Below are 25,081 nucleotides of genomic sequence, written 5' to 3' on the forward strand. Positions count from 1 at the left end.
CTCCATGTATGGCTGCGTTTTAGTCGATCTGAACAGCCTTGCCGCCTTCCCACTTGTAGAAGACGAAGGCCGGTGTGGTCAGGTCGCCTGTGCTCGAATAGGTCAGGTCACCCACGACCGTTGGCAGCGCCTCACCCGACTTGATCTTTGCCGCAACTTCCGTTGGTTCAGCGGAACCGGCCTTTTCGATGCCGCCTGCGATCACCTGCAACGCTGCATAAGCGTTGAGTGTGAAAGCTTCCGCCGGGATATTCTTGGCTTGAAGTGCTTCTACGACTTTCGAAGCCGCAGGATTTTTTGTCGGATCTGCACTATTGGTAAACAGCGTACCTGCAGCAGCCTCTCCGCCGATTGCCCAGTACTCGGTATTTGACAGACCATCAGGGCCAATCAGCTGCGCCTTGATACCTTGGTCGTTCAACTGGCGGGCAATCAGACCGCCTTCAGCGTGATAACCACCAAAATAGATCACGTCGGCTTTTTCAGACTTCAGACGCGTAACAAGCGCGCTGTAGTCTTTTTCACCAGCATTGATGCCTTCGAAGACAACTTCGGTGACACCGCCCTTGTTAAGCACGGCCTTGAGGCCGTTACCGATGCCGGTACCGTAAGGGGTCTTGTCATAGACGATGGCAATACGCTTGTCCTTGAAATTGTCGAGAATGTACTTGCCCGCAACGTCCGCTTGCTGATCGTCACGTCCGCATGTGCGGAACACGGTTTCAAGGCCGCGCGTCGTCAGGTCCGGGGTGGTCGCGGTTGGCGTGACCATCACGATGCCGTTTTCAGCCAGAACATCCGAAACCGGCATGGCGACGCCCGACGTCACCGGACCGACCACGAACTTGATACCTTCGCCAACGACCTGGTTGGCCACCGATACGCCCTGCTTGGGCTCGCCCGCATCGTCAAAAATCTTCGTTACGATTTTTTTCGCCCTTGATGCCGCCTGCGGCATTGATGGCTTCCGCAGCACTTTCGACGCCGTTCTTTACCTGCAAGCCATACGCTGCGACCGGTCCGGTGACAGGTGCGATAATGCCAACCACGATGTCGGCCTTGGCAAACGACGTCATCGCCATAACAGCGGCAAACGCCACGCCAGATATCAACGATAAGCGCATAGTATCCTCCTTGATTTTTCTTGTGCGTCCGGACGATTCTCCGGTGCTGGCAGAGTTCTACTGGCTTTGCAAAAGGCTGTCAGCAACGATTGCTTGAAATTCCGCTTTAACGATAGAAAATCTCATAGATTTTTAAAAAGGACGACGATTTCTCATCAAACTGATCAATTTTCTGAAGAAGATCATCAATTTTATTGTTGAATCTCTGATTTTTCAAATTTCAGTCTGCGTTCGGCAATCGGCGCATCGTAAACTCGATGATGTCCCCCGGGCGTTCATACCAACTTTCTATTTCAGTCCAGTAGGCGGCCTTCGGGTACTGCTCGAACCATTCACGCGCCTTCTCCCGCGCCGCGAGGCGTGGCAGTCTGAAACTCTCGCGAACGAAAGCACCACGCTGCTGGCTGGTGCCGTCGCGGCTCTCCTGCAATCTCTTGCGCAAGCCATCAAGTGGCGGCTTTGGAAATTGCGATCGGGGTGCTTTGGAGACCATCTCGTATCCCTCACTGAACCCTACACCAATAGAGATTAGGGAGTGTTCGGACGGAAAACGAGTCATTTTTTGTGCATTCAGTATTTGAGTAAACTTCCCTTCCTTTTGGCTTTCGGTTGGTGTGATACTGTCCGCTACAAAAAGGATTCTTTGCCATGGACCGTCCAGATATTCCCGCCATTCTCCCAGAAGCGCTTGAAGACAAGAAAAACACGGCTACTGCTTGGTTTTCGGAACTGCGCGACAAGATTTGCGCGGCCTTTGAACAGCTGGAAGATGAACTGGATGGACCGTTCTCCGACCGTACGCCCGGACGCTTCAAGCAGACACCCTGGCAACGTGACGAGGGAAAGGGCGGTGGTGGCATCATGTCCGTCATGCATGGCCGTGTATTCGAGAAGGTCGGGGTGCATATTTCGACCGTGCACGGCGAGTTCAGCCAGGAATTCCGCAAGCAGATACCTGGCGCCGACGAGGATCCCCGGTTCTGGGCTTCAGGCATTTCGCTCATCGCGCACCCGCAAAGTCCGTTTGTGCCGGCGGTGCACATGAACACGCGCATGGTCGTGACGACACGGCAGTGGTTTGGCGGTGGTGCGGATCTGACACCTGTACTTGAACGCAAGCGCACCCAGGAAGACCCTGATACGATGGCGTTTCATAAGGCGATGAAGTTCGTGTGCGACAAGCATTCTGCGGTAGCCAGCTATGATAAATTCAAGAGCTGGTGCGACGAATACTTTTATCTTCCCCATCGCAAGGAGCCCCGCGGTACGGGCGGCATCTTCTACGATTGGTTGCACTCTTCCGAAGAGGCTGGGGGCTGGGATGCCGATTTCAACTTTACACGCGATGTTGGACGGGCTTTTTCCGTTGTCTATCCCTACCTCGTACGACAAAACTTCAACAAAGATTGGACCGATACCGATCGGCAGGAGCAACTCGTTCGCCGGGGCCGTTATGTCGAGTTCAACCTGCTCTACGATCGCGGCACGATCTTCGGTTTGAAGACCGGCGGCAATGTCGAATCCATTCTTTCGTCCATGCCGCCAACCGTTAAGTGGCCCTAGTAGGATATTTTTGGGGATCAATCTTCGACGTCATGCGTTATGATCCGTGTTGGCGCGGCGAAATCGCGCCCGATGAATCGAGCGCGTCAGGCACACGTTTTGCGGGCTCACAACAGGGAGAGAAGCCATGAAAGAACTTCATTGCATTGTTCCCGGTTGCCAGTGGCACACACGTCACGACACCGAAGCTGAGATTATCCGCCGCGCCACAGAGCATCTTCGCGAGACTCACGGCGAAACCGTCATTCGCGAGCACATGCTCGATACGATCAAGGCGAACATTCAGCCTGAAAAGGGCCGCGCAGCCTGATCTGAGCCAGGAACCTTAAGCCTTCCCCGTATAATCGGGAATCTTTGCAAGCAATGCGTCGCGGCCGAGACTGAATCCGGACTCGATCCATTCATTCTCCAGTGCGCGTTGTACTTTGCCGATCTCTGGACCTTTGTCGAAGCCGGCGGCAACGAGATCGCCGCCGGATAATGGGAATTTCGGCTTCTCATAGCGTTCAAGAAATTCCAGCAGTTTTGATAGATGCCCGGCGCGCATCATTGCTGCGTTATCCTCCAAAGCGCCTGCACGCGCGGAAGCCAAAGCGAGACGCAGCTGATCGCTCATGCCTTGCCTATCACTGCGATAGAGTTTCTTCGCAAATCCAGATTGGGAAATCTCCGGTTGCGGCGGCATCGTGTTGGCCCAGTTTTCAAGCCGCTCACGCTCGCTGTTGGAGAGTTTCAGCCGCGATGCCAGTTCGGTCGTGCGTTCGGCATTTGGCGGGATAATGCTCGCCAGCCGCAGCATGGGATCGACGTCCCAATCAAGATCCCGCTCTGTTTTCACCAGACCGTGGATCGAGTCGATCCCCCACTTTTCGCTTTCCGGCAGAACCGCGGTAAGCACACCCGCCTGCCGCATCCACAGGAGTGCACGCGAGGGATCCGGTGCCGCCAGCAGTTTTTTCAGCTCAGACCAGATCTCGTTCAGCCGAAAGTCTGGCCAGACCATCCTTCAGCCGGGCGCATGCCTTCAGGCCCTCGCTTTCGGGCCTGCCCTTTCCATACCAGGCGAAAAACCGGAAAAACCTCAAGATGCGCAGATAGTCTTCCCGGATTCGCTGCTCCGGATCGCCGATAAAGCGCAACGTCCCGTTTTCGATGTCGGCAATTCCACCCACAAGGTCGATGACCGTGCCGTCAGCCTCGACATAAAGCGCATTGATGGTGAAATCACGCCGTTCCGCATCCACCTGCCAATCGCGGCCAAATGCCACTTCTGCATGCCGGCCATCGGTCTCGACGTCGGCGCGCAAAGTTGTGACTTCGTAGGGGCGCCCTTGGGCGATAACCGTAATCGTTCCATGACCGATGCCAGTCGGAACAACCTTGAAGCCGGCCTCTTTCGCACGCCGCAATGTCTCTTCCGGAAGGCAGGTGGTTGCAATGTCCAGATCGCTAACGGGCTGGCCGAGTAACGTATTGCGCACTGCGCCACCGACAACGCGTGCCCCCTCGCCTCCGGCAGACAGAACCCCGAGCAGTTTCTGCAAGGACTTGTCCCTGATCCAGGGGGCCGTGTTCGCGATCGAGATTGTGCTCACGAATAGAGCCTTTCATAAAGCGTGCGGATAATCCCGGCGGTAACGCCCCAGATGAAGCGATCGCCAAATGGCATTGTGTAGTAAAAGCGTTCCTTGTCCTGCCATATCCGGCTTTCGCGACGATGGTTAGCCGGATTCATCAGAAATGACAGCGGCACCTCGAATACGTCTGCAACCTCATCCGGGTTCGGCGTCAATTCAAATGGCGGATGCACAAGACCAAGCACCGGCGTGATCGAATAGCCGGTCGTCGTCAGGTAGCGCGGCAGACGACCGATAAGTTCCACATGCCGGCCTTCAAGCCCGATTTCCTCATGAGTCTCGCGCAGCGCTGCTTTCTCCGGCTCGTAGTCGTCCTCTGGATCGATCGCACCGCCCGGAAAAGCCACCTGGCCGGAGTGCTTGCGCATGTTGGCGGTGCGTAAGGTAAGGATCACACTCGCCTCGTCGCCGCGATCAACAATCGGTACCAGCACAGCCGCATCACGCAATGGATTTGCCGCGATCACGGCATCGAGCCCGGGATTGAGCAGATGGTCACCGTGGTCCTCATCCAATGTTTCATTGCCCTTGAGTGCCACGCGCTGCGCGAAAGCCCTGGCAGAAAAGCCCTCTTCCAGTATTTTTGACTGGCTCATAGGCTTTGCTTTTCCAGATCGACCGCGGGCATGATCGGAAAAACCTTGCCTTTCGATCGGACGGCAAACATGACTTCACCGTCGATAGTAACATCCTCTCCGTGACCGACCAGTTCATACATCACCGGGCGAGCAAGAAGAGCTTCAAGGCGCCCTCTGACGAGAAGGTACGGTTTCAGACCGCCATTGGTCTCGTCGACGACAAAACGCAGTGGGTTTTCCGCGCTTGCCTCGACGATATCACCCACATTGGTCCGGAACGTCATGGTCTGATCATCCCCTTCGCCGGATACATTTACTTCGACGGCAAGAAAATGCGCATCCTCGACCCGAATGCCCACCTTCTCGACCGGCGTTACGAGATAGGTCTTATCGTCGGCATCCTTGCGCAGAACGGTCGAGAACAGGCGTACCAGAGGCTGTCGTCCGATCGGCGTTCCCATATAAAACCAGGTCCCATCCGCCTTGATCTCCATGTCGAGATCGCCGCAAAAATCCGGGTTCCATTTGTCGACCGGCGGCAGGCCCTTGCCCGATGCCGCGGCGCGGGAAATCAACGCTTCAAGTCCCGCAGCATCGCGCAAAGTGCTTTCTCTCTCGGCCATGGCCCGACCTTTTTTCTGTATACGTCACGAAATAGTCACCGTTGGACCGCTTGTCAGCATGTCATAGTGATTTAGAGTCATTTAAGACAGACTCTGATCAGATACCAGCGGTGAGGTGAATCCATGACCATGATTAAACCTGAGGTACCGTCCGACCCCAAGGCCATGATCGCCGAGGCAGAGAAAGCGCTGGCCGATATTGCGAAGATAAGACAAGGCATAGGCACGGTCATCTTCGGTCAGGAAAGTGTCATCGAACGAACACTCGTGGCACTTCTGGCAGGTGGGCATGCTCTTTTGGTCGGCGTCCCGGGCCTGGCAAAGACAAAGCTGGTGGAAACGCTGGGAACGGTGCTTGGCCTTGACGATCGCCGCATTCAGTTTACTCCCGACCTCATGCCATCAGATATTCTCGGTTCTGAGATCATGGAGCAGGACGATAACGGCAAACGTTATTTCCGTTATGTCAAAGGTCCGGTTTTCGCTCAATTGCTCATGGCCGACGAAATAAACCGCGCATCACCACGCACACAATCGGCGCTGCTGCAGGCCATGCAGGAGTACCATGTGACGATCGCAGGCGAGCGCCATGATTTGCCGCAGCCTTTCCATGTGCTGGCAACGCAGAACCCGCTCGAGCAAGAAGGCACTTACCCGCTGCCGGAAGCGCAACTTGACCGGTTCCTGATGCAGATCGATATTCTCTATCCGGAAATCGAAGCGGAGCGACGCGTCCTTCTTGAAACGACCGGTACATCCGAGGCCGTGGCGGAAAGAACGATTGATGCGGAACGCCTCCGCGAGATGCAACAGCTTATCCGGCGTATGCCGGTACCTGAAGGCGTCGTCGATGCCATTCTCAAGCTTGTCCGCTCTGCCCGTCCGGGCGCCGATAATGAGATTGCGAAGAAATTCATCTCTTGGGGTCCCGGTCCACGGGCCAGCCAGGCATTGATGCTCTGCGCCCGCGCCCGTGCCCTCTATGATGGGCGCCTGGCCCCATCGGTCGACGATGTCAAAGCGCTTGCCGAGCCGGTATTGCAGCATCGTATGGCGCTTACTTTTGCCGCGCGAGCCGACGGAATGAACGTACGTGACGTCATCGGCAACATCACCAAGGTTGCTCTCTGATGCCAGCAATCGGCACGCAAGTTCAGCGGACCGAGACGGGCGACGCCCTTGCGCGAGCCCGCCAGCGTGCCGCCTTGCTGCCTGATCTTCTGGTCGAAGCGCGCCGCATCCTCAATACCGTCAATACCGGCTGGCATGGTCGCCGCAAGAGGGGAGTCGGCGAAAGTTTCTGGCAGTTTCGACCCTACACAGAGGGTGAAGCAGTATCGCGCATCGACTGGCGCCGGTCGGCCCGCGATGACCGTACCTACATCCGCGACCAGGAATGGGAAGCGGCCCACACCGTCTGGCTATGGGCTGATCCCTCTCCTTCAATGCTCTACAAATCAGAACAGGCACATGTGTCGAAAGAGTCGCGTGCGCTCGTCATGGTTCTTGCATTGGCAGAACTTCTGTCGCGCAGCGGAGAGCGCATCGGCTTTCCCGATATAACAGATCCATCCTCTGCCCGAAACGGCGCGGAACGCCTGGCAACCTTGCTCTCCCACGCAACAAGCCTGCCCGCCAAACCTGACCTCAGCAAAGTACGCCGGTTTTCCGACGTGGTGCTTGTCAGTGATTTTCTTGAGCCGGTCGAAGAGACGCTGGGCATTTTGCAGAAACTGGCTCACGATGGTGCGCGCGCTCATCTGATCGAAGTTTACGACCCGGCTGAGGAAGATTTCCCCTATAAGCGACGGACGGAATTCGTTGATCCGGAGACCGGGGCGTCACTGACCTTCGGCCGCGCCCAGGACTACGCGGAAGACTATCGGCGTCTGTTCTACGCGCGCCGTGAAACGTTGAGTTCCTTCTGCAAGCGGATTGGCTGGAGTTACACCATCAACCGTACCGATCACCTTGCTTCCGAAGCGCTCGTAACAGTGCATATGAACATGACCGCCAGCATAGGCTATCAGGGAGGAGGCTCATGAATGCCCTTCCGCTGGCCTTCGGCGCTCCCGCCATTCTTGCAGCTCTGGTTGTCCTTCCTGTTATCTGGTGGTTGCTGCGGATAACCCCACCACGGCCGGTCAGGGAAGTGTTTCCTCCACTTAGGATCCTGGCGCAACTCCTGAAGAAGGAAGAGACTCCGAACAAGAGCCCCTGGTGGCTGACCCTCCTGCGCCTGCTGCTTGCCGCGCTTGTCATTCTCGCTTTGTCGGAGCCTGTCTGGAACCCGCGCCCCGAAACATTGACGGGCAAGGAACCCGTTGCGATCGTTCTCGACAACGGTTGGTCTTCAAATGAGGAATGGGATGCGCGCAAGGAAACCGCTGAGCGATTGATTGGCGATGCGGAGCAATCCGGGGCGCTGATCTACATTCTCGGGACTGCTGAGAGAGCAAATACGGATATTGGTCCGTTTAATGCCAGCACGGCGTTGGAACGGGTGCGCGCATTGGCCGTCCGGCCAATCCCGGTTGATCGCGCCGGTGCATTCGCTCGGCTGAGAACAACACTCGCAAACGTATCTGGCACGCGCGTTGCGTACCTCAACGATGGTATCGATACGCCTCAGGCGGCTGAAGCGTTGAAATCACTCGAAGACGCAGGAATAGCATCCTTGATCTGGTATCAACCTTCGATAACCTCGCTCGCAGCTATTCGCCAGGCCGAGAACAACGCCAACGGCTTGACCGTGCATGCGGTACGTCCAAGCAATGAGCGCGGACAGGGCGCAGTGACGATTGGCGCATTTGATGAAAAAGGGCGGCGCATCGCCGAAACCGGTCTGATCTTTTCTGCTGGCGAGGCTACCGGCCAGGCCGTCATCAACGCCCCATACGAGCTGCGCAATGATTTCCACACCCTGCGTATCGACGGTACTGCTCAGGCCGGTGCAACCTACCTGATCGATGACAACAACAAGCGCAGGCGTGTGGCCTTGCTGTCCGGGTCGGAAGCCGATCTGTCACAACCCCTTCTTTCGCCGCTCTACTATATATCGCGCGCCCTTGAACCTTTCGCCGACCTCCTGCGACCGCGCAATGCAGAGCTCGTGCGGGCTGTGCCGGAACTTCTTGAGCAGAAACCATCGGTTGTCATTATGGCGGATATCGGCAAGTTGCCGCCTGAAACCGAACAGGTCCTGTCCGACTGGGTAAACAATGGTGGCACTCTGATCCGGTTCGCTGGGCCACGTCTGGCGGGGGGCAGCGAAGAAGATCCTTTGTTGCCTGTAATCCTGCGCAAGGGCGAACGGTCCTTGGGCGGCGCCCTATCGTGGAAGGAATCACAGCCGGTAGCCGCCTTCCCGGAGAACGGTCCCTTCGCCGGCCTACCGACACCGCAGGACGTTACCGTGACGCGGCAGGTGCTGGCAGAGCCGTCTTCAGACCTCTACGACAAAAGCTGGGCCAATCTCGCCGACGGTACTCCGCTCGTGACTGGCGAGACTTCGCAAACGCGGACAGTTGGTCCTCTTCCATGTCACGCCTGAGGCCACCTGGTCGAACCTGCCAATCAGCGGCAGCTTTGTCGATATGCTGCATCGCATCGTTACGCTCTCTCGCAATGCTGGGCCCATCGCAGGTTCAAACGGCGCCGATGTTTCGCGCGCACTTCCGCCCTATCTTACTCTGAATGCAGAAGGTTCGCTCACACCTCCAGGCGGCGACACGCGACCTCTCATAGCCAGAGCTGGTCAAAACCCACAGGTGAGTTTCGACAATCCACCCGGCTTTTACGGCGTAGAGGACGCGATGTCGGCACTCAACCTCTTCAAGCCCGACGGCGAGATCAAACCGTTGGCGAGACCTGAATTGACAATTCCGGTGACGACAGCGCGTTACGCGGTCGATGAATCCGTACAGCTGCGGGGGCCCCTGTTCGCACTGGCTGCATCAATGTTGGCACTTCGATGCGATCGCGTTCCTTTGGCTCGGTGGCCACCTGCGCAGGCGTTTCCGCACCACAGCCGCTGCGTCTTTGGCAGTCTTGCTGCTCCCTGCCGTTATCGCATTTGGACCATCCCCCGCGCATGCCCAGCAAAATGACAGCAAACCCGGAGATCAAACCATCCTCGAGGCGATCAATGTCACCCACCTCGCCTATGTGATTACGGGCGACAGCGCGATCGATGATATCAGCAAGGCAGGCTTGTCAGGCCTGTCAAAGGCACTCTCCGAAAGCACGGCGCTAGAGCCGGGAGAGCCAATCGGCGTCAATCCCGCAACGGATGAACTTGCATTCTTTCCGCTCATTTACTGGCCGGTCGATTCCTCCGCGAGGATGCCTTCGCCCGAGGCCATTGCCAAAATCGATGCCTATATGCAGCAGGGTGGGACAGTTCTCTTCGACACGCGGGACCAGGATGCGGCAGCGATCGGCTTTGAGAATGCGACGACACCGTCCAACCAGAGATTGCGCGAAATCCTAGCCGGGCTGAACATCCCGCCGCTCGAACCGGTGCCCAGCGATCATGTTCTGACCAAGTCTTTCTATATCCTGCAGGATTTTCCGGGTCGTTACCGCGGCAGCCCGCTGTGGGTGCAGGCCTCATTGTCAACAGAAGCTCGCGCCGACCGGCCCGTTCGCGCGGGCGATGGTGTCACCCCGATCATGATCACGGGCAATGATTTTGCCGGAGCCTGGGCGATCGATGCCAATGGCTCGCCATTATTGCCGACCGTACCCAATGATCTCATACAGCGCACCTATGCCTATCGTACTGGCATCAATATCGTGATGTACATGCTGACCGGAAATTACAAATCTGATCAAGTGCACGTGCCCGATCTCCTGGAACGGTTGGGGAACTGAGCGCCATGTATCTGTCCTTGGATTTCCAGCCCCTGGTGTCAACCGCACTACTGGTCTTGTTGCTGGTCCCGATGTTCGTCCTGACATTGGTTGGCATCTACTTTCGTCAACGTGGCAGTTTGCTCCGACTGCTGGCCGTCGCGGCATTTTCGATGGCTCTGTTCAACCCGATCGTCGTGAATGAAGAACGCGAACCATTGAAAAGTGTCGTTGCTGTGATCGCCGACCGCAGTCAAAGCCAGGACATTGGCAACCGCAGGGCCGATACGGATGTGGCACTCAAACAGGTGCAGACAGCCCTTTCCCGTCTGCCGCAGTTCGACGTTCGAACCGTCGAGACGGGCCGTGCCAGCGAAAATGACGACGCGGTATCGACACGGCTGTTCCAGGCCCTGAATAGTGCTTTTCGTGATGTGCCGCCTTCACGCATAGGCGGTGCGATCATGATCACGGACGGCCAGGTTCATGACATCCCGCCGAGATCCGGCTGGCCTTGGTTTCAATGCGCCAGTCCACGGTCTTATAACCGGCACGCCCGGCGAAATCGATCGGCGTATTCAGTTCGTTCGCGCACCGCGCTTTGGCTTGACCGGCAAGCCACAGCAAATGGCGTATAAGGTTACGGCATCGAACGAGCCCCCCGGGTAGTCGCGTTCGGGTGCGTGTGCGGGTCAATGGCACAGAAACAGCCAACACAGATGCCATCGTCGGCGAGGAAATGCCGATGGAAGTGACGCTTTCACGCGCCGGTATCAATATCGTTGAGATAACGGTGGATTCCGTTCCAGGCGAACTCACTGAGGTCAATAATCGTGCTGTTGCGATGGTGGACGGGATTCGTGAAAACCTGCGGGTACTTCTCATCTCGGGCGAGCCCCATAATGGCGAACGCACGTGGCGCAACCTTCTGAAATCTGATGCATCGGTTGATCTGGTGCATTTCACTATTTTGCGCCCGCCCGAAAAACAGGACTCGACCCCGCTACCCGAACTCGCGCTGATCGCCTTCCCGACGCGAGAGCTCTTCGTTGACAAGATAGGTGAATTTGATCTGATCATTTTCGATCGTTATCAGCACCGCGATGTGATGTCGCTGCTCTACTACGACTACATCAATGATTATGTCCAAAAGGGCGGAGCCTTGCTTATTGCCGCTGGCCCCGAATATGCGGGCAATATGTCTATCGCCAATACACCCCTGCTGTCGGTGCTTCCGGCAACACCAACGGGGAATATTGAAGAACGGGCTTTCTATCCACGCTTGAGCGACCAGGGCAAACGCCATCCGGTCACGCGCGGGCTCGAAGGCAGCGAACAGGAACCGCCGAACTGGAGCCGCTGGTTCCGTGTCATCGATGTAAATCCGCCGGAAGGTTCGGTCATCATGAATGCCGGTGAGAGGCCGCTTCTGGTGCTCAATCGTATGGGCGAAGGCCGCGTCGGAATGTTTCTCTCCGATCAGGGCTGGCTCTGGGCGCGCGGGTTTGAGGGTGGCGGGCCCCATGCAGCACTCTACCGCCGTATTGCCCATTGGCTGATGAAAGAACCGGAACTCGAAGAAGAAGCTCTTACCGCGAAGGGCAGTGGCCGCAATCTTGAAATCCATCGCCAGACCATGAAGAAGGTCGCCGACCCAGCGAGTATAATTACACCGTCGGGAAAGACGAAATCCATCCCACTTACCGAAACCGAGCCGGGTGTGTTCACCGCTTCTGTCCCGACCGATGAAATTGGTCTCTATCAGGTGGCCAACGGCGAGTTGACGACACTCGCCCATGTCGGACCAGTGGATGCGCCGGAATTTACTGACAATGTTTCGACCACCGCCAAACTCGATCCGCTCGCGCGCCAGACCGGCGGCGGCACGCGCCGTCTGCGCCCCACTACGGACCAGAACTCGATCGAAGTACCCAACGTTGTCGCCTCCCGCGGTATGGCTAACGCCAGCGGAGACAACTGGATCGGCTTGCGTCCGACAAATGAAACAGTGCTCAAGAGTGTTACGCGGCTGCCATTGTTTTCAGGTTTTCTTGGTCTTGCCGCAATGATCCTCGTCCTTGGCGGCATGTGGTATCGCGAGGGAAAATAACTCAACCGTCCGCCACGGACGCATGACGCACTTTTCCCTCAACATTCAGCAACGAACGAGGTGTGAGTTCACAAGCAAGAAACCGAGCGGGATCGACGGGAGCAGGCATCTCGATCTGATGACCCGGAATAGCACGAAATCCAAATGGCGCGTAGTAGGGTTCGTCTCCAACGAGGATGACGAGCTTGTGTCCCGCAATTCGCGCAGATTCCATGCCGGTGCGCATCAATGCCCGGCCAATTCCCTTGTTTTTCCAGGCTGGCCGCACCGCCAGAGGACCAAGCAGCAGTGCTGGTGTTATGCCGATCATGATTGGCGTAAACCGGACCGACGCGATCACATGCTCGCCATTCAGCGCGACAAAGGAAAGCCTGCGGTCATGCGGCCCGCCCTCGCGGATCCTGTAGGCGGCACGGGTGAACCTTCCAGGTCCGAAGGCCTCTTTATTGATGTCTTCGATGGCAGAATCATGCACCGGTTCTTCCGGCGTGTACGTCACGACATGGGTCAGCATGCTGGGTATCTTTTTAAAGGAGTGGACAATCGCCTTGGACCATGATGGGACCGTTGGCCAACACAGGAACTTCCGCCGCGCAATCAGCGCCGGTTCGGGTTTCATCGTCGGATGAACAGAATTCCTGCCACAAAAGTCTCCTTTTTCGTTCGCCTAACATCAAACCAGCACCACGTAAACCGAAATTCAGAATCTTATGAGCAAAAAGTGACGCTCTGTTCACTCCGCTCGTACTGGATGGGCGAAGATTAAAGTCTAGGTAAAAGACAGGATAATAAATTCCCCCTGATGGCAGCCTCATGTGAGGGCAAGGAGCAATGATATGGGCCTATTGATCGATGGCGTCTGGCACAACCAATGGTACGATACCAAGGATAGTGGCGGGCGCTTTATCCGAGTCGAGTCACAGTTTCGCAATTGGGTTACCGCCGATGGCAGCGCCGGACCGACCGGCAAAGCGGGCTTCAAGGCTGAGTCTGGCCGTTACCACCTCTACGTTTCCTATGCCTGCCCCTGGGCCCATCGCACGTTGATCTTCCGTACGCTGAAACAACTGCAGGACGTCATTTCGGTGTCCGTGGTCGATCACTATATGGGAGCTGAAGGCTGGACTTTCTATGAGAAAGACGGTTCCACGCCTGATCATCTCTTCGGTTACAAGCGCCTGCACGAGGTCTATTCACGCGGAGACCGGAACTATTCTGGGCGGGTAACCGTGCCGGTCCTTTGGGACAAGCAGCAAAATCTTATCGTTTCGAACGAATCATCCGAGATTATCCGCATGTTCAATTCGGCATTCGATGACTTCGGCGATGCTTCAATTGATTTCTATCCCGAAGACCAGCGCAGACAGATCGAAGCGATCAACGCACTCATTTACCCTAACATCAACAATGGCGTGTATCGTGCCGGTTTTGCCACGACACAGGAAGCTTACGAGGAAGCTTTCAGCCAGCTTTTCGACACGCTCGATCAGGTCGAAGAGCGGCTTTCGAAACAACGTTATCTGGTAGGCAACCAGATAACAGAAGCCGATTGGCGGCTGTTCACCACCCTCTTGCGCTTCGACCCGGTCTATGTCGGACACTTCAAATGCAACCGCCAGCGCATAGCCGATTATCCGAACCTGTCCAACTACACACGCGACCTCTATCAGGTGCCGGGAGTCGCGCCAACGGTCAACCTGAAGCATATCAAGGCGCACTACTATGGTAGCCACAAGACAATCAATCCAACTGGGATAATCCCGATTGGACCCGAACTTGACTTGACCCTGCCGCACGACCGGGACCGCTTCTGATTGCTACCAGGCGAGCGGCACTTCGGCACCGTTCAGGATTTCAGCCAATCGGCGCCGGGTTGAAGGTGTTATGTCGTCCGGCAGAGCATCCAATCTGAAAAATCTTGCCTCGGCAATTTCACGATTGGATAAGAAGGGGGCGGTTTGCCGGAAGGAGCGGCAGACATAAAGAGCGACATGATCACGCCTCGATGCATGGGCATTGTGGTAGATGGCAAAGAGCTGAGGCCGGCCCGTCAGCTCGATATTGCCTTCTTCCATCAATTCCTTGGCCAGGGTTTGCTCGACAGTGTGACCAGGCTCAACACCCCCGCCGGGAAATTGCCAGCCAGGCACGTAGGTATGGCGAATGAGAAACACCGACTTCTCGCCCTCATCGATGACAACACCCCGTGCACCCAGCGTCATCGGACGGCGAAGCAAAAAATAGGTATGAAACAGGCGGTGACGCCATTTTGATCGTTTTTCAACCATTCCGTATAACCTTGAGCGGAACCTCGGCTTTGTGCGACGGTTCTATCACTGGATTTCGCCTGCGTACTCCCATAAAGCTGAAATAATGTTCCGTCTCGCCCATATCTCCGATATTCACCTGTCGCCGCTTCCGGCGCTAACCCTGCGCGAGCTGATTTCCAAGCGTATAACCGGCTACATCAACTGGCGTTCCAACCGCAAAGACTCGATGACCGGCGGTACCTTGGATACGCTTGTCGCCGATATGAAGACACAGGCGCCTGATCATATCGCCGTGACAGGCGACTTGGTTAATCTCGCTTTGGATGAGGAACTCGAAACGGCACAGCGCTGGCTGAAAACGCTCGGCGATCCTGCTGATGTTTCGGTTGTTCCCGGCAATCACGACGCCTATGTGCCAGGCGCGCTGAAGAAAACGCGCCGGTTCTGGGCGCCATGGATGCGTGGGGATCGCGAGGCGTCCGCAAACAGTCCCGTCGAATTTCCCTATTTGCGGGTTCGCGGAGCTGTTGCGCTGATTGGTGTCTCATCGGCACGCGCAACGGCACCCTTTATGGCAACTGGCGATATACGTGAACGGCAGGCGCGAAAACTGGGGGAAATTCTCGACGAAACCGGTGAACGTGGTCTGTTTCGAGTGATCATGATCCACCACCCGCCGGTACGCGGCGCTGCGCCCTCGCATAAGAGGTTGCTTGGCATTGGTCTTTTTCAGCGCACGGTCCGCAAGCATGGCGGCGAACTGATCCTTCACGGCCACACGCACCTCGCGACCCGCTACGAGATTGAGGGACCAAGCTGGAAAATCCCCGTGATCTGCGTTCCGTCGGCAAGCCAGGGTTTCGGAGGAAATCAAAATCACCGCCCGCCAGCCGCGTTCAATTTGTTTGCGATTGCAAAAACGAATGCGGGCTGGTCCTGCCAGATGGTGGAGCGCGGAATTGTCGACGAGCATATGACCATACGCACAATTCGAGAGCATGACCTGACGGTCGGAGCAGTCCTTACGTCTGTGTAGCGTTCAAAAGAACTGCGCCAGCCGATCCCAGAAAAAGGCGAGGAGCGCACCGGCACCTGCCAGCGCGCCGATCAGAAACCACGTCATGATCGTAACAGCGTTACTGAAAACAGAGGGGCGCGGAGCCATCGATGCTGACGACGTACCGGAATGCCTCCTCTCAGTTGATTCCATCGAAACATTTGCGGGACGAAGGCTAATCCGTTCACCTTCCATCAACTTCTGACGCTCGACGATGCGCTCCGCGATGTAGTTGGTTACGGCATCGGAAATCGGCCCGACGTCCGTTGATTCCGCCAGCACAATCCGTCCGAGCCGGGTATCGCGGACAAAACGATATGTCCGTCGATCCCGGGCCATCATCACATGTGACGTAGCGTCAATCCATAATCGCGGCTGCAGTCCACTCGAGACCGCGAAGTCCCACTGCAGATCATCGGCAGGCACTTCGTCAAAAACGGCCTTGAGATCCTGAGCGAGAATTTCGATCCGGGCGAGATCGGCTTCCTTCATGTCGATGACAACGTCGCCGCGATCCGCCGTGGCGACCTGAGCACCACGAATGGCGTCGGCGAGCTTGTGACGATTGTCGGCAGTTTTAATCTTTTCTCGCATCTCGCTCATGAGCGTTTCCGGAACAGGGGTAGCAATTGTAGCGACATCATTAACCATATGCGCCAGGCATTGCATCAGAAACTTGTCCGGAATGAAATCGTCCGCAGAAAAAGAAAGACCCCGAAGGGCCTTTCTTCACTTTCCGATAATCCTGTTTGCCGCCGAGATAATTCCCTCCAGCGAGGCAGTCACGATATTCTTGTTTATGCCCGCACCAAAGATTTTACCGCCCGGGTGTTCAATTTCCATGTAGCTGATGGCAGCGGCGTCGGATCCGTGTTGAAGCGAATGCTCCGAATAATTCACAACCGACAGCCTGATGCCGAGATAGTGCGAAAGTGCGTCGATGAAACCATCGACCGGTCCCGTGCCCCTGCCCTCGATGCGCTTGGTCTCACCACGATCGGTGATCTCTGCAGAAAGTATGCGTATTCCCTTGTGCTCAGTGTCGGGATAGGTGTGGTGATCAACGAATTTCAGGCGCGCATCGGGCTGTTCGACATAGAGCTCCTGAAAACGCTCGTAGATCCGCCTGGATGGCATCTCCTTGCCTTCCACATCGGTAATTTGCTGGATATCCTCACGGAATTCCACCTGCATGCCGCGCGGCAGGTTCAAGCCATAGTCGGCTTGGAGAATATAGGCGATGCCACCCTTGCCTGATTGCGAATTGATGCGAATGATCGCTTCATAGCTGCGGCCGACATCCTGTGGATCGATCGGCAGATAAGGCACTTCCCACAGGGTCTTGTTGGCCCGCTTGATCGCTTTCATGCCCTTGTTGATCGCATCCTGATGCGAGCCGGAGAACGCCGTGTAGACCAGTTCGCCCACGTAGGGATGACGTTCCGGAATCACCAGCTGATTGGAATACTCATAGACCTCTTTCATCCGGTTAATATCGGAGCAGTCGAGTTCGGGATCTACGCCTTGTGTAAACATGTTCAGCGCCAGCGTAACGATATCGACATTGCCGGTCCGCTCGCCATTGCCGAACAAGGTGCCTTCCACACGATCTGCGCCAGCCATCAGTCCGAGTTCCGTCGTCGCAACGCCCGTGCCGCGATCGTTGTGCGGATGCAGCGAAATGATCAGGTTTTCGCGATTGTCAAGCTGGCGGCACATCCATTCGATGCGATCCGCATAGATATTCGGGGTCGACATCTCGACGGTCGATGGCAGGTTGATGATCAATTTGTTGTCAGGCGTTGGTTTGACGATCTCCGTCACCGCGTTGCAAATTTCCAGCGCAACGTCCAGTTCAGTGCCGGTGAAGCTTTCCGGCGAATATTCGAAGCGGTAGCCGCCGCCTGCCTTTGCCGCCATGTCGGTGATCATCTTGGCAGCGTCGGTAGCGATAGTCTTGATGCCATTGACGTCTTTGTTGAACACCACGCGGCGCTGCAATTCACTGGTGGAATTGTAGAAATGCACAATCGGCTTGTGTGCGCCTTCCAGCGACTCGAAGGTTCTTGTAATCAGCTCCGGCCGGCATTGTACCAATACCTGCAGAGAAACGTCCGGGCCGCAATTGCCTTCTTCTACGCACCAGCGGGCGAAATCGAAATCCGTCTGCGAGGCTGACGGAAAGCCGATTTCGATTTCCTTGAAACCCATATCGAGCAACAGCGCAAACATGCGCACCTTGCGGTCATGCCCCATGGGGTCTATCAGCGCCTGATTGCCATCGCGCAGATCGACCGAGCACCAGATAGGCGCTTTTTCGATACGCTTGGAAGGCCATTGCCGGTCTTTCAAGTCGACAATTGGATAGGGCTCGTACTTCTTGGCAGCATCGGGCATGCCCGCGTTCTGTTTGCCCATAGTCTTTGCGGGGACGATCATGTCAGTCATTTGCTTCTCGTTTCCGGCCGGATGCGAATAGGTTCCCTCGCGATCCCGGCACTCTTCTTAGGCGTTACATTTGTCTTGTAAAGGGATAAGGAGCGACAGCCAGGCGGCAATTTCGACCGCCGGACGCTCCTCTTAACGAGCCCGGCGGTCGCCGATAAGGTCGAGGAGAAGCGGAAGGAGAAGTGCGCGATTCGTCAGGCCTGCAAAAGCAGACTGGCCGAAGGACTTATGTGTCGGGCGCGTTTTCATGGGTCAGACAAATAAACGACTGTCTGACCGGATGCAAGTGGATTGGTGCCGAATACGATCTCTATCTGATCGCAGGTTCAATTCTTATTGAGTTGAGCCGTTGCTCCCGACAGCCATTCGCTGACGACCTTCACATCGTCCTTCCCGAGCCCGTGATCGGACTTTATCGAACGGGCTTCTACGCGAGCGCCATGCGATCTCAACATATCCTCGAGCGCAGGCGCATATGGTGCATAGAGTCGGTCCGATGCGCCCGATACTGTCAGGACCCGTGCATTGGCAAGATTTGCCTCGGATGTTTCGGTCAACACCGGCATGGAACGCAACAGGACGGCCTGTTTTACCAAATCCGGGTAAAGCATCATCACTGCGTTGACCAGGTTGGCACCGTTGGAATAGCCGAGGAAGGTCGTGCGGTTCGGGTCAATCTTGTATTGCTGGGTCACCTGTTTCAGGAATTCGGCAAAAGCCTTTGCTTCGGAGCGAATGTCTTTCTGGTCAAAGCTGACGGGCGTCAGGCGGCGATACCAGCGGCTCGATCCATCCTGTATAACGCGTCCGCGCACGGCGAACAGCACAGCGTTCGGGGCTATTTTTGAACCAAAGGAAACAAGGCTGGTCTCGTCCTGGCCGGAGCCATGCAACAGGACCATCGTATCGCCATTTGGTGTTTCGGGACGGTAGATACGGTACTTGAATGCTAGATCTTCGTAGAGCGATCCTTCGCTCTGGGGAAGAATATCGCCTTTGATCGCTTTCTTCAAAATACTGGCACCGCCTGTTGCAACGATATTGATGGGCGCGACCTTTGCTGGCACCTGCGAGACCACTTTGCTCTTCTGCGTGCAAGCGTCGACGCTGTCATTTTTATCGACATCCGGCAGCGGATCAACCGTGTCTGATAAAACTTGCGTTTTTGCGGACTGCGGCTTGTCGCAATCGGCTGTGCTGCGCGCGCTTGCAGGATGCGCCGCAGTGAAGAGAGAAAGGCCTGCAATCAGTGCATATAAGTACGGTTTACCCATAAGTTAATCCTGGCAGTTTTTGAGCAAAGGATACTATCCGGATATCGTTTGCTTTAAGGTTAACTAAGCTTGTAAACAGCCGCGGTTGTCCGCTCGGCGCTGCCATGCCTATTGGCGCTCGATCCTCAATTTCGGGACTTGATGCGTCTCGCCAAATTTACTGTCCCCTGACGTACGCCCCCGGCGTCGCATCAATAGTGGAGAATTGCATTGCTGAGGCACATGTGACCCAGCCCTGCATCTATGTCAACAAAATTGTAACGAAATCATGACCGGCTGAAATAATCCGTTACAATTTGTTGCTGGCTTGCATCGATTTTGACGATGAGACGATACAATCCCATTCCGCTTCCGGCAAACAATGGAAACTCAGGCGAATGGAACGGCGGCCGTGCCAAGCGGCAGTTTCGCTTCGTCTTCCGGTTCTACATGGATCACCACGCTGGCATCCGGGATCTGCGCCATCAGGGCGTTTTCGATGCGATCGCAAATAACGTGTGCATCGCCGACGCTCATGTTTGCTTCGACTACAAGATGAAACTCGATAAAGGTCATTCTACCGGCAATGCGTGTCTTGAGGTCATGCACTTCCAGCGCGCCCCCCGCATTGGCGGAAATAACGTCACGAATACGCATGGTTTCCTCGGTCGCCACACCCACATCCATCAGGCCTTGCACCGAATTGCCGATCACGCTCCAGCCTTGCCATAGGATGTTCAGCGCCACGATGACCGCAAGCAGCGGATCGAGGATGGTCCAGCCGGTCATGACTGCGCCGGCCAGGCCGGCAAACACGCCGACGGATGTTACGACATCGGTCATAATATGCTTGCCGTCGGCTTGCATGGCCGGAGATCGGTGCTTTCGCCCGCGGTTGATGAGCAACGATGCCCAGAATGCATTGATGACCGTTGCCCCGCCATTGATCGCAAGACCAAGCCAGGGCTGATCCAGTGTCCTCGGCGTCTCCCAGGCAAGCCAGACTTCGCGCAGAATCAACAGTGCGGCCACAACAATCAGCACACCTTCGAGCACCGCCGAGAAATACTCGGCCTTGTGGTGCCCAAAAGGATGATTTTGGTCAGCGGGCTTGTAACTGACACGGATTGCCCACCACGCAGCCATCGCAGCCACCACATTGACGATCGACTCCAGCGCATCGGAATAAAGCGCGACAGAGCCGGTGACGTAATAGGCACCGTATTTCAGCGCAAGTACGGTCATTCCAATGAAGATCGACCAGAAAGCCAGCCGCTGAACTGTGGTGTCTTCACTCATGCTAGGCTGCTCGTTCCTTGGCGCGGCGTGGCAGATGCGCCACGACATTTTCGATCATGCGCATACCAGCATTGTGACCGAGTGTCATGATCGATTCCGGATGGAATTGCACGGCGGCGATCGGTTCGCTCTTGTGTTCGAACGCCATGATGACACCATCTTCGGTCTCCGCGGTTACAATGAACTCGTCCGGCAGGCGAACGGGATCAGCGAAAATCGAATGATAGCGGCCGACGGTCACTTCCTTGGGCAGGCCAGAGAAGATTTTGCCTTGCTTGGTGATCCGGATGCGCGAAGGCTTGCCATGCATCGGCACATGCAGCTGGCGCAACGTTCCGCCATAGGCTTCAGCCAGTGCCTGCAAACCGAGACAAACGCCGAAGATCGGCAGCTCGCGTTTGCGCGCCTTCTTTATCGTTGCCTTGCAGTCGAAATCCTGCGGCGTGCCCGGTCCGGGTGAAAGCACGACGAGATCCGGCTTGATGCGGTCAAAGACCTCCTCCGGCACCGGTGTACGCACCGTGGTGACCGTTGCGCCAGTCTGGCGGAAATAATTCGCCAGCGTATGGACAAAGGAATCTTCGTGATCGACGAGAAGAATCGACAAGCCCTCCCCGACGCGGGCCACTGCACGCTCCTCCGGCAGGACATTGCTTTTGTGCGCATCGCGCACGGCAGCGATCATTGCCGAGGCTTTGAGCTCTGTCTCGGCTTCTTCCTCTTCAGGCACTGAATCAAAAAGCAGGGTGGCACCGGCACGGACTTGCGCAATGCCCTCTTTGATGCGGATGGTGCGCAACGTCAGGCCGGTGTTCATGTCGCCATTGAAGTTGACCATGCCGATTGCACCGCCGTACCATGCACGCGGGCTCCGCTCATTTTCTTCGATGAATCGCATGGCCCATAGTTTTGGCGCACCGGTTACAGTCACCGCCCAGGCATGCGACAGGAAGCCGTCAAAGGCGTCCATATCTTCGCGCAACCGCCCTTCGATGTGGTCGACCGTGTGGATCAGCCGCGAGTACATCTCGATCTGGCGGCGGCCGATCACCCGGACGGAACCCGGCTCGCAAACGCGGCTCTTGTCGTTGCGGTCCACATCCGAGCACATGGTGAGCTCGGACTCATCTTTCTTCGAGTTCAAGAGCTTGATGATCTGCTCACTATCGGCAATCGCGTCCTCGCCGCGCTTGATCGTTCCCGAAATCGGGCAGGTCTCGATGCGGCGCCCTACCACGCGCACGAACATCTCCGGCAGCGCGCCGACCAGATATTCGTTATCTCCAAGATTGATGTAGAACGAATAGGGCGACGGATTGATGGCCTTCAGCCTCCGTGAAATCACCGACGGTTTGGTTTCACAGCGCTCGTAAAAGGTCTGTCCAGGCACGACTTCAAAAAGGTCACCGCGCTTGAAGCTGTCTTTCGCCTTCTTCACGAGCTCCGCGTAGTCACCGGGATTGTGGTCGCCACGGCCAGGAATTGCGTCTGTCGGCTTGAAGGGTTCCACAGCGGTATCGCGCGGCAAACCTTCCGTCGAGGAACCCTCAAAGGCATATTCGTAGCGGTCGAGCCATGCCTTGGCGGCATGATGATCGACAACCAGAATTTCGTCTGGCAGATAAAGCACAATATCCCGCTGATCGTCCGGCCGCTTAAGCTTGTACTGGATTGGATCGAATTGGAAGGCCAGGTCGTAGCCGAATGCGCCGTAAAGACCGAGGTTGGCGTCATCCTCCGTGAAGAACAGCGCCACGACGGCTCGCAGCACCGTGAAGACGGAAGGGACACGGGAACGTTCTTCTTCCGTGAACGGGCGGTTCGGCAACGCAATTTCAAGCTCGATTTTGCTCGCGCTTGCGGCTGTAATGGACACTTCCCCGAGTGTGGCAATTGCTCTCTTGATAGGCGCAAGCAGAACCTCGCCGCGCTTGTTCAACGCCTCGATGGTCATGTGGCGGCCATTGGAGGTGATAACGGCAGGGGGATCGACAATGGCCGTATCCCAGCGTGTATAGCGGCCCGGATACTCATAATTGGACGAGAAAACTGCGCCGCGCCGCTCGTCGAGAGCATCCACGTAACTGTCGATCGCGCTGGCATAGGCCGTCGCAATGCGTGACCGGGAAATCGTGACACCGCCTGCGGTATCGAATATTTCCACGTCGCCCTCAATTCTATGCATCTTCATCTCCAATTCGTTGCATCTGGCTCTACTGCGCCGTGCGTCCAGTGGACGCTGAAGGGACGCAGTAGCACCGTGAATCTGCGCATAACCCTTTCCAAAAATCGAAGATGATTTTGGGGTTATGCGTTGGGCATCGGACGGTCAAACAAAAAGGCCGCCCGGAAAACCCGTTGCGGCCCTGTTCCTTTTCACAAACATGCAAAAAGCTGCGTGGCCGCTATCAGCGAGCCCACCACCAGCCATTTGAAAGAATGCGTGTGTTCATGGCGGTGATTGTTAGCGGCATGCGCCGCCGCTTGCAACAGCAAAAATGCAGCTTTGGCTCAGCTTTCAGAAAAGGCCCTCGATTACCCCGTCGCCGTTCAGGTGGATCTCGCTCGGCGGAAGGCGACTTCGGCAAGCCCGGCATAGTCATGATCTCACCGCAGATTGCCACAATGAATCCGGCGCCGGCAGACAAACGCACCTCCCGCACATGCACCACATGATTGACCGGCGCGCCGCGCAGGCTTGGGTTCGTCGAGAATGAATATTGGGTCTTGGCCATGCACACGGGAAGGTTGCCATATCCGGCATCTTCCCACTGGCGCAACTGTTCGCGCACGCTTGCATCGGCATCCGCTTCGGCACCGCGGTAGATGCGCTTGACGATGGTCTCGATCTTGTCGAACAGCGACAGCTCATCTTCATAAAGCGGTGAAAACTGCGCTGAACCACTTTCAGCTAAGGCGACAACCTTGTGCGCCAGATCTTCAATGCCAGCTGAGCCTTGCGCCCAGTGCTTGCACAGAATTGCTTCCGCGCCATGCGCCGTGACAAACCCCTTCACGGCTGCAATCTCGGCTTCGGTGTCGGCGGTGAAATGATTAATGGCAACGACCACTGGCACGCCGAATTGCCGGACATTTTCCATATGGCGGCCGAGATTGGCACAGCCGGCTTTGACTGCGGCAATGTTCTCCTGGCCCAGATCATCCTTTGCAACGCCACCATGCATCTTCATGGCGCGCACCGTGGCAACAATAACCGCTGCGGCCGGCTTCAGCCCCGCCTTGCGGCATTTGATATCAAAGAATTTCTCTGCACCAAGATCAGCTCCGAAACCCGCTTCTGTCACCACATAATCGGCAAGCTTCAGGGCCGTGGTGGTCGCGACGACTGAATTGCAGCCATGAGCAATATTGGCAAAGGGCCCTCCATGCACAAATGCCGGATTGTTTTCCAGCGTCTGCACAAGATTGGGCTGCATCGCATCCTTGAGCAGAACGGCCATGGCCCTGTCTGCCTTCAGATCGCGGGCATAAACCGGCGTCTTGTTGAAGCGGTAGCCGATGATGATTTCGCCCAGCCGTCGTTCCAGATCGCTCAGATCCGTAGCCAGGCAAAGGATTGCCATCACTTCGGAAGCCACCGTGATGTCGAATCCCGATTCCCGCGGGAACCCGTTGGCGACGCCGCCAAGGGATGAGGCAATGTCGCGCAGGGCCCGATCGTTCATGTCCATGACACGGCGCCAGGTGATGCGGCGCGTGTCGAGATTGAGCTCATTGCCCCAGTAGACATGGTTGTCGATCATCGCCGCGAGCAGATTGTGCGCAGCGGTGACCGCATGGAAGTCGCCGGTGAAATGCAGGTTGATATCTTCCATCGGGATCACCTGCGCATAGCCGCCACCTGCGGCGCCACCCTTGGTGCCGAAACAGGGACCGAGCGATGCTTCTCGAATGCAGACGATTGCCTTTTTGCCGATGCGGTTGAGCCCGTCGCCAAGTCCAACGGTCGTAGTGGTCTTGCCCTCGCCAGCCGGAGTCGGACTGACGGCCGTCACCAGGATAAGCTTGCCATCCTTGCCGCCCTGCTTCGAGCGAATAAATTCTGCCGAAAGCTTGGCCTTGTCATAACCATAGGGCGCAAGGTGTTCAGGCGGTATGCCGATTTTTGCGCCGATCTCAAGCACCGGCTTTTTCGCCGCCGAGCGCGCAATCTCAATATCGGATTTGACGATAGCCATCGACGTTCCCCCGTATCGGAAGTACGTCAAATAGCATTCTACAAGCCAAATGGGGATAGCCCGAAC

16 protein-coding genes and 5 pseudogenes are annotated in these 25,081 nt (G+C 56.4%); 8 read left to right on the forward strand and 13 right to left on the reverse strand.

Annotated features, from left to right (window positions below; all coding sequences use genetic code 11):
- Positions 1–19: 19 nt before the first annotated feature.
- Both N8E89_RS02800 and N8E89_RS02805 read right to left on the reverse strand, forming a co-directional pair.
- Positions 20–1,124: pseudogene (locus tag N8E89_RS02800) on the reverse strand (ABC transporter substrate-binding protein).
- Positions 1,125–1,344: 220 nt separating this feature from the next.
- Entirely contained in the window at positions 1,345–1,617 is a 273-nt protein-coding gene (locus N8E89_RS02805; RefSeq protein ID WP_106664038.1) for a hypothetical protein, read from the reverse strand.
- 155 nt (positions 1,618–1,772) lie between these two features.
- Between N8E89_RS02805 and hemF the strand changes: the two genes are divergently transcribed.
- Complete coding sequence (gene hemF, locus N8E89_RS02810) at positions 1,773–2,687, forward strand: oxygen-dependent coproporphyrinogen oxidase (protein WP_262261078.1); 915 nt, start codon at positions 1,773–1,775, stop codon at positions 2,685–2,687.
- 127 nt (positions 2,688–2,814) lie between these two features.
- Positions 2,815–2,997 (forward strand): DUF1059 domain-containing protein, encoded by a 183-nt coding sequence (locus N8E89_RS02815; RefSeq protein ID WP_106664040.1) that lies wholly within the window; start codon positions 2,815–2,817, stop codon positions 2,995–2,997.
- A gap of 15 nt (positions 2,998–3,012) precedes the next feature.
- Here the strand turns inward: N8E89_RS02815 and N8E89_RS02820 are convergent.
- The 3 genes and pseudogenes from N8E89_RS02820 to N8E89_RS02830 all read right to left on the reverse strand — a co-directional run bounded on the left by N8E89_RS02820 (position 3,013) and on the right by N8E89_RS02830 (position 5,525).
- Positions 3,013–4,282, reverse strand: a pseudogene (locus tag N8E89_RS02820) (CCA tRNA nucleotidyltransferase).
- A complete protein-coding gene (locus tag N8E89_RS02825; protein ID WP_106664042.1) occupies positions 4,279–4,920 on the reverse strand; it encodes a CoA pyrophosphatase in 642 nt (213 codons plus the stop codon). The pseudogene N8E89_RS02820 and the gene N8E89_RS02825 overlap by 4 nt, the downstream one beginning before the upstream one ends.
- Positions 4,917–5,525 carry a DUF1285 domain-containing protein gene (locus tag N8E89_RS02830; RefSeq protein ID WP_262261079.1) on the reverse strand — a complete coding sequence of 203 codons (609 nt, stop codon included), beginning with the start codon at positions 5,523–5,525 and terminating at the stop codon, positions 4,917–4,919. The genes N8E89_RS02825 and N8E89_RS02830 overlap by 4 nt, the downstream gene beginning before the upstream one ends.
- A 123-nt stretch (positions 5,526–5,648) precedes the next feature.
- Here N8E89_RS02830 and N8E89_RS02835 point away from each other — a divergent pair, with 123 nt between their 5' ends.
- From N8E89_RS02835 to N8E89_RS02850, 4 genes and pseudogenes are all read left to right on the forward strand, one after another.
- A complete protein-coding gene (locus N8E89_RS02835; RefSeq protein WP_106664044.1) occupies positions 5,649–6,656 on the forward strand; it encodes an AAA family ATPase in 1,008 nt (335 codons plus the stop codon).
- The gene (locus N8E89_RS02840; protein WP_113172133.1) at positions 6,656–7,570 is read left to right on the forward strand and encodes a DUF58 domain-containing protein; all 915 of its coding nucleotides are present in this window, start codon (positions 6,656–6,658) and stop codon (positions 7,568–7,570) included. Before N8E89_RS02835 ends, N8E89_RS02840 begins: the two co-directional genes overlap by 1 nt.
- Positions 7,567–10,400: pseudogene (locus N8E89_RS02845) on the forward strand (DUF4159 domain-containing protein). The gene N8E89_RS02840 and the pseudogene N8E89_RS02845 overlap by 4 nt, the downstream one beginning before the upstream one ends.
- 11 nt (positions 10,401–10,411) lie before the next feature.
- Positions 10,412–12,489, forward strand: a pseudogene (locus N8E89_RS02850) (hypothetical protein).
- A gap of 1 nt (position 12,490) precedes the next feature.
- Here the strand turns inward: N8E89_RS02850 and N8E89_RS02855 are convergent.
- The gene (locus N8E89_RS02855; protein WP_106664264.1) at positions 12,491–13,003 is read right to left on the reverse strand and encodes a GNAT family N-acetyltransferase; all 513 of its coding nucleotides are present in this window, start codon (positions 13,001–13,003) and stop codon (positions 12,491–12,493) included.
- Positions 13,004–13,325: 322 nt separating this feature from the next.
- On the opposite strand from N8E89_RS02855, the gene N8E89_RS02860 reads away from it, so the two are divergent.
- Positions 13,326–14,303 (forward strand): glutathione S-transferase family protein, encoded by a 978-nt coding sequence (locus N8E89_RS02860; protein WP_106664048.1) that lies wholly within the window; start codon positions 13,326–13,328, stop codon positions 14,301–14,303.
- Between the two features lie 3 nt (positions 14,304–14,306).
- Here N8E89_RS02860 and N8E89_RS02865 read toward each other — a convergent pair whose 3' ends face one another.
- The gene (locus N8E89_RS02865) at positions 14,307–14,777 is read right to left on the reverse strand and encodes an NUDIX domain-containing protein (protein ID WP_106664049.1); all 471 of its coding nucleotides are present in this window, start codon (positions 14,775–14,777) and stop codon (positions 14,307–14,309) included.
- Between the two features lie 85 nt (positions 14,778–14,862).
- Here N8E89_RS02865 and N8E89_RS02870 point away from each other — a divergent pair, with 85 nt between their 5' ends.
- A complete protein-coding gene (locus N8E89_RS02870) occupies positions 14,863–15,795 on the forward strand; it encodes a metallophosphoesterase family protein (RefSeq protein WP_113172130.1) in 933 nt (310 codons plus the stop codon).
- A gap of 3 nt (positions 15,796–15,798) precedes the next feature.
- Here N8E89_RS02870 and N8E89_RS02875 read toward each other — a convergent pair whose 3' ends face one another.
- The 6 genes and pseudogenes from N8E89_RS02875 to N8E89_RS02900 form a co-directional block, all read right to left on the reverse strand.
- Positions 15,799–16,419, reverse strand: a complete 621-nt coding sequence (locus N8E89_RS02875) for a hypothetical protein (protein WP_113172129.1) — start codon at positions 16,417–16,419, stop codon at positions 15,799–15,801.
- A gap of 126 nt (positions 16,420–16,545) precedes the next feature.
- Entirely contained in the window at positions 16,546–18,264 is a 1,719-nt protein-coding gene (leuA, locus tag N8E89_RS02880; RefSeq protein ID WP_410010329.1) for a 2-isopropylmalate synthase, read from the reverse strand.
- A 326-nt stretch (positions 18,265–18,590) separates the two neighbouring features.
- Complete coding sequence (locus N8E89_RS02885) at positions 18,591–19,538, reverse strand: alpha/beta hydrolase (protein ID WP_106664052.1); 948 nt, start codon at positions 19,536–19,538, stop codon at positions 18,591–18,593.
- A gap of 369 nt (positions 19,539–19,907) precedes the next feature.
- A complete protein-coding gene (locus N8E89_RS02890) occupies positions 19,908–20,816 on the reverse strand; it encodes a cation diffusion facilitator family transporter (RefSeq protein WP_113172128.1) in 909 nt (302 codons plus the stop codon).
- A 1-nt stretch (position 20,817) separates the two neighbouring features.
- Positions 20,818–23,001, reverse strand: a complete 2,184-nt coding sequence (locus tag N8E89_RS02895; protein WP_262261080.1) for an anthranilate synthase — start codon at positions 22,999–23,001, stop codon at positions 20,818–20,820.
- Positions 23,002–23,334: 333 nt separating this feature from the next.
- Positions 23,335–25,015 (reverse strand): annotated as a pseudogene (locus tag N8E89_RS02900) (formate--tetrahydrofolate ligase).
- Positions 25,016–25,081: the final 66 nt, after the last annotated feature.

The organism is Phyllobacterium sp. A18/5-2, assembly GCF_025452215.1.
Lineage (GTDB): Bacteria > Pseudomonadota > Alphaproteobacteria > Rhizobiales > Rhizobiaceae > Phyllobacterium > Phyllobacterium sophorae.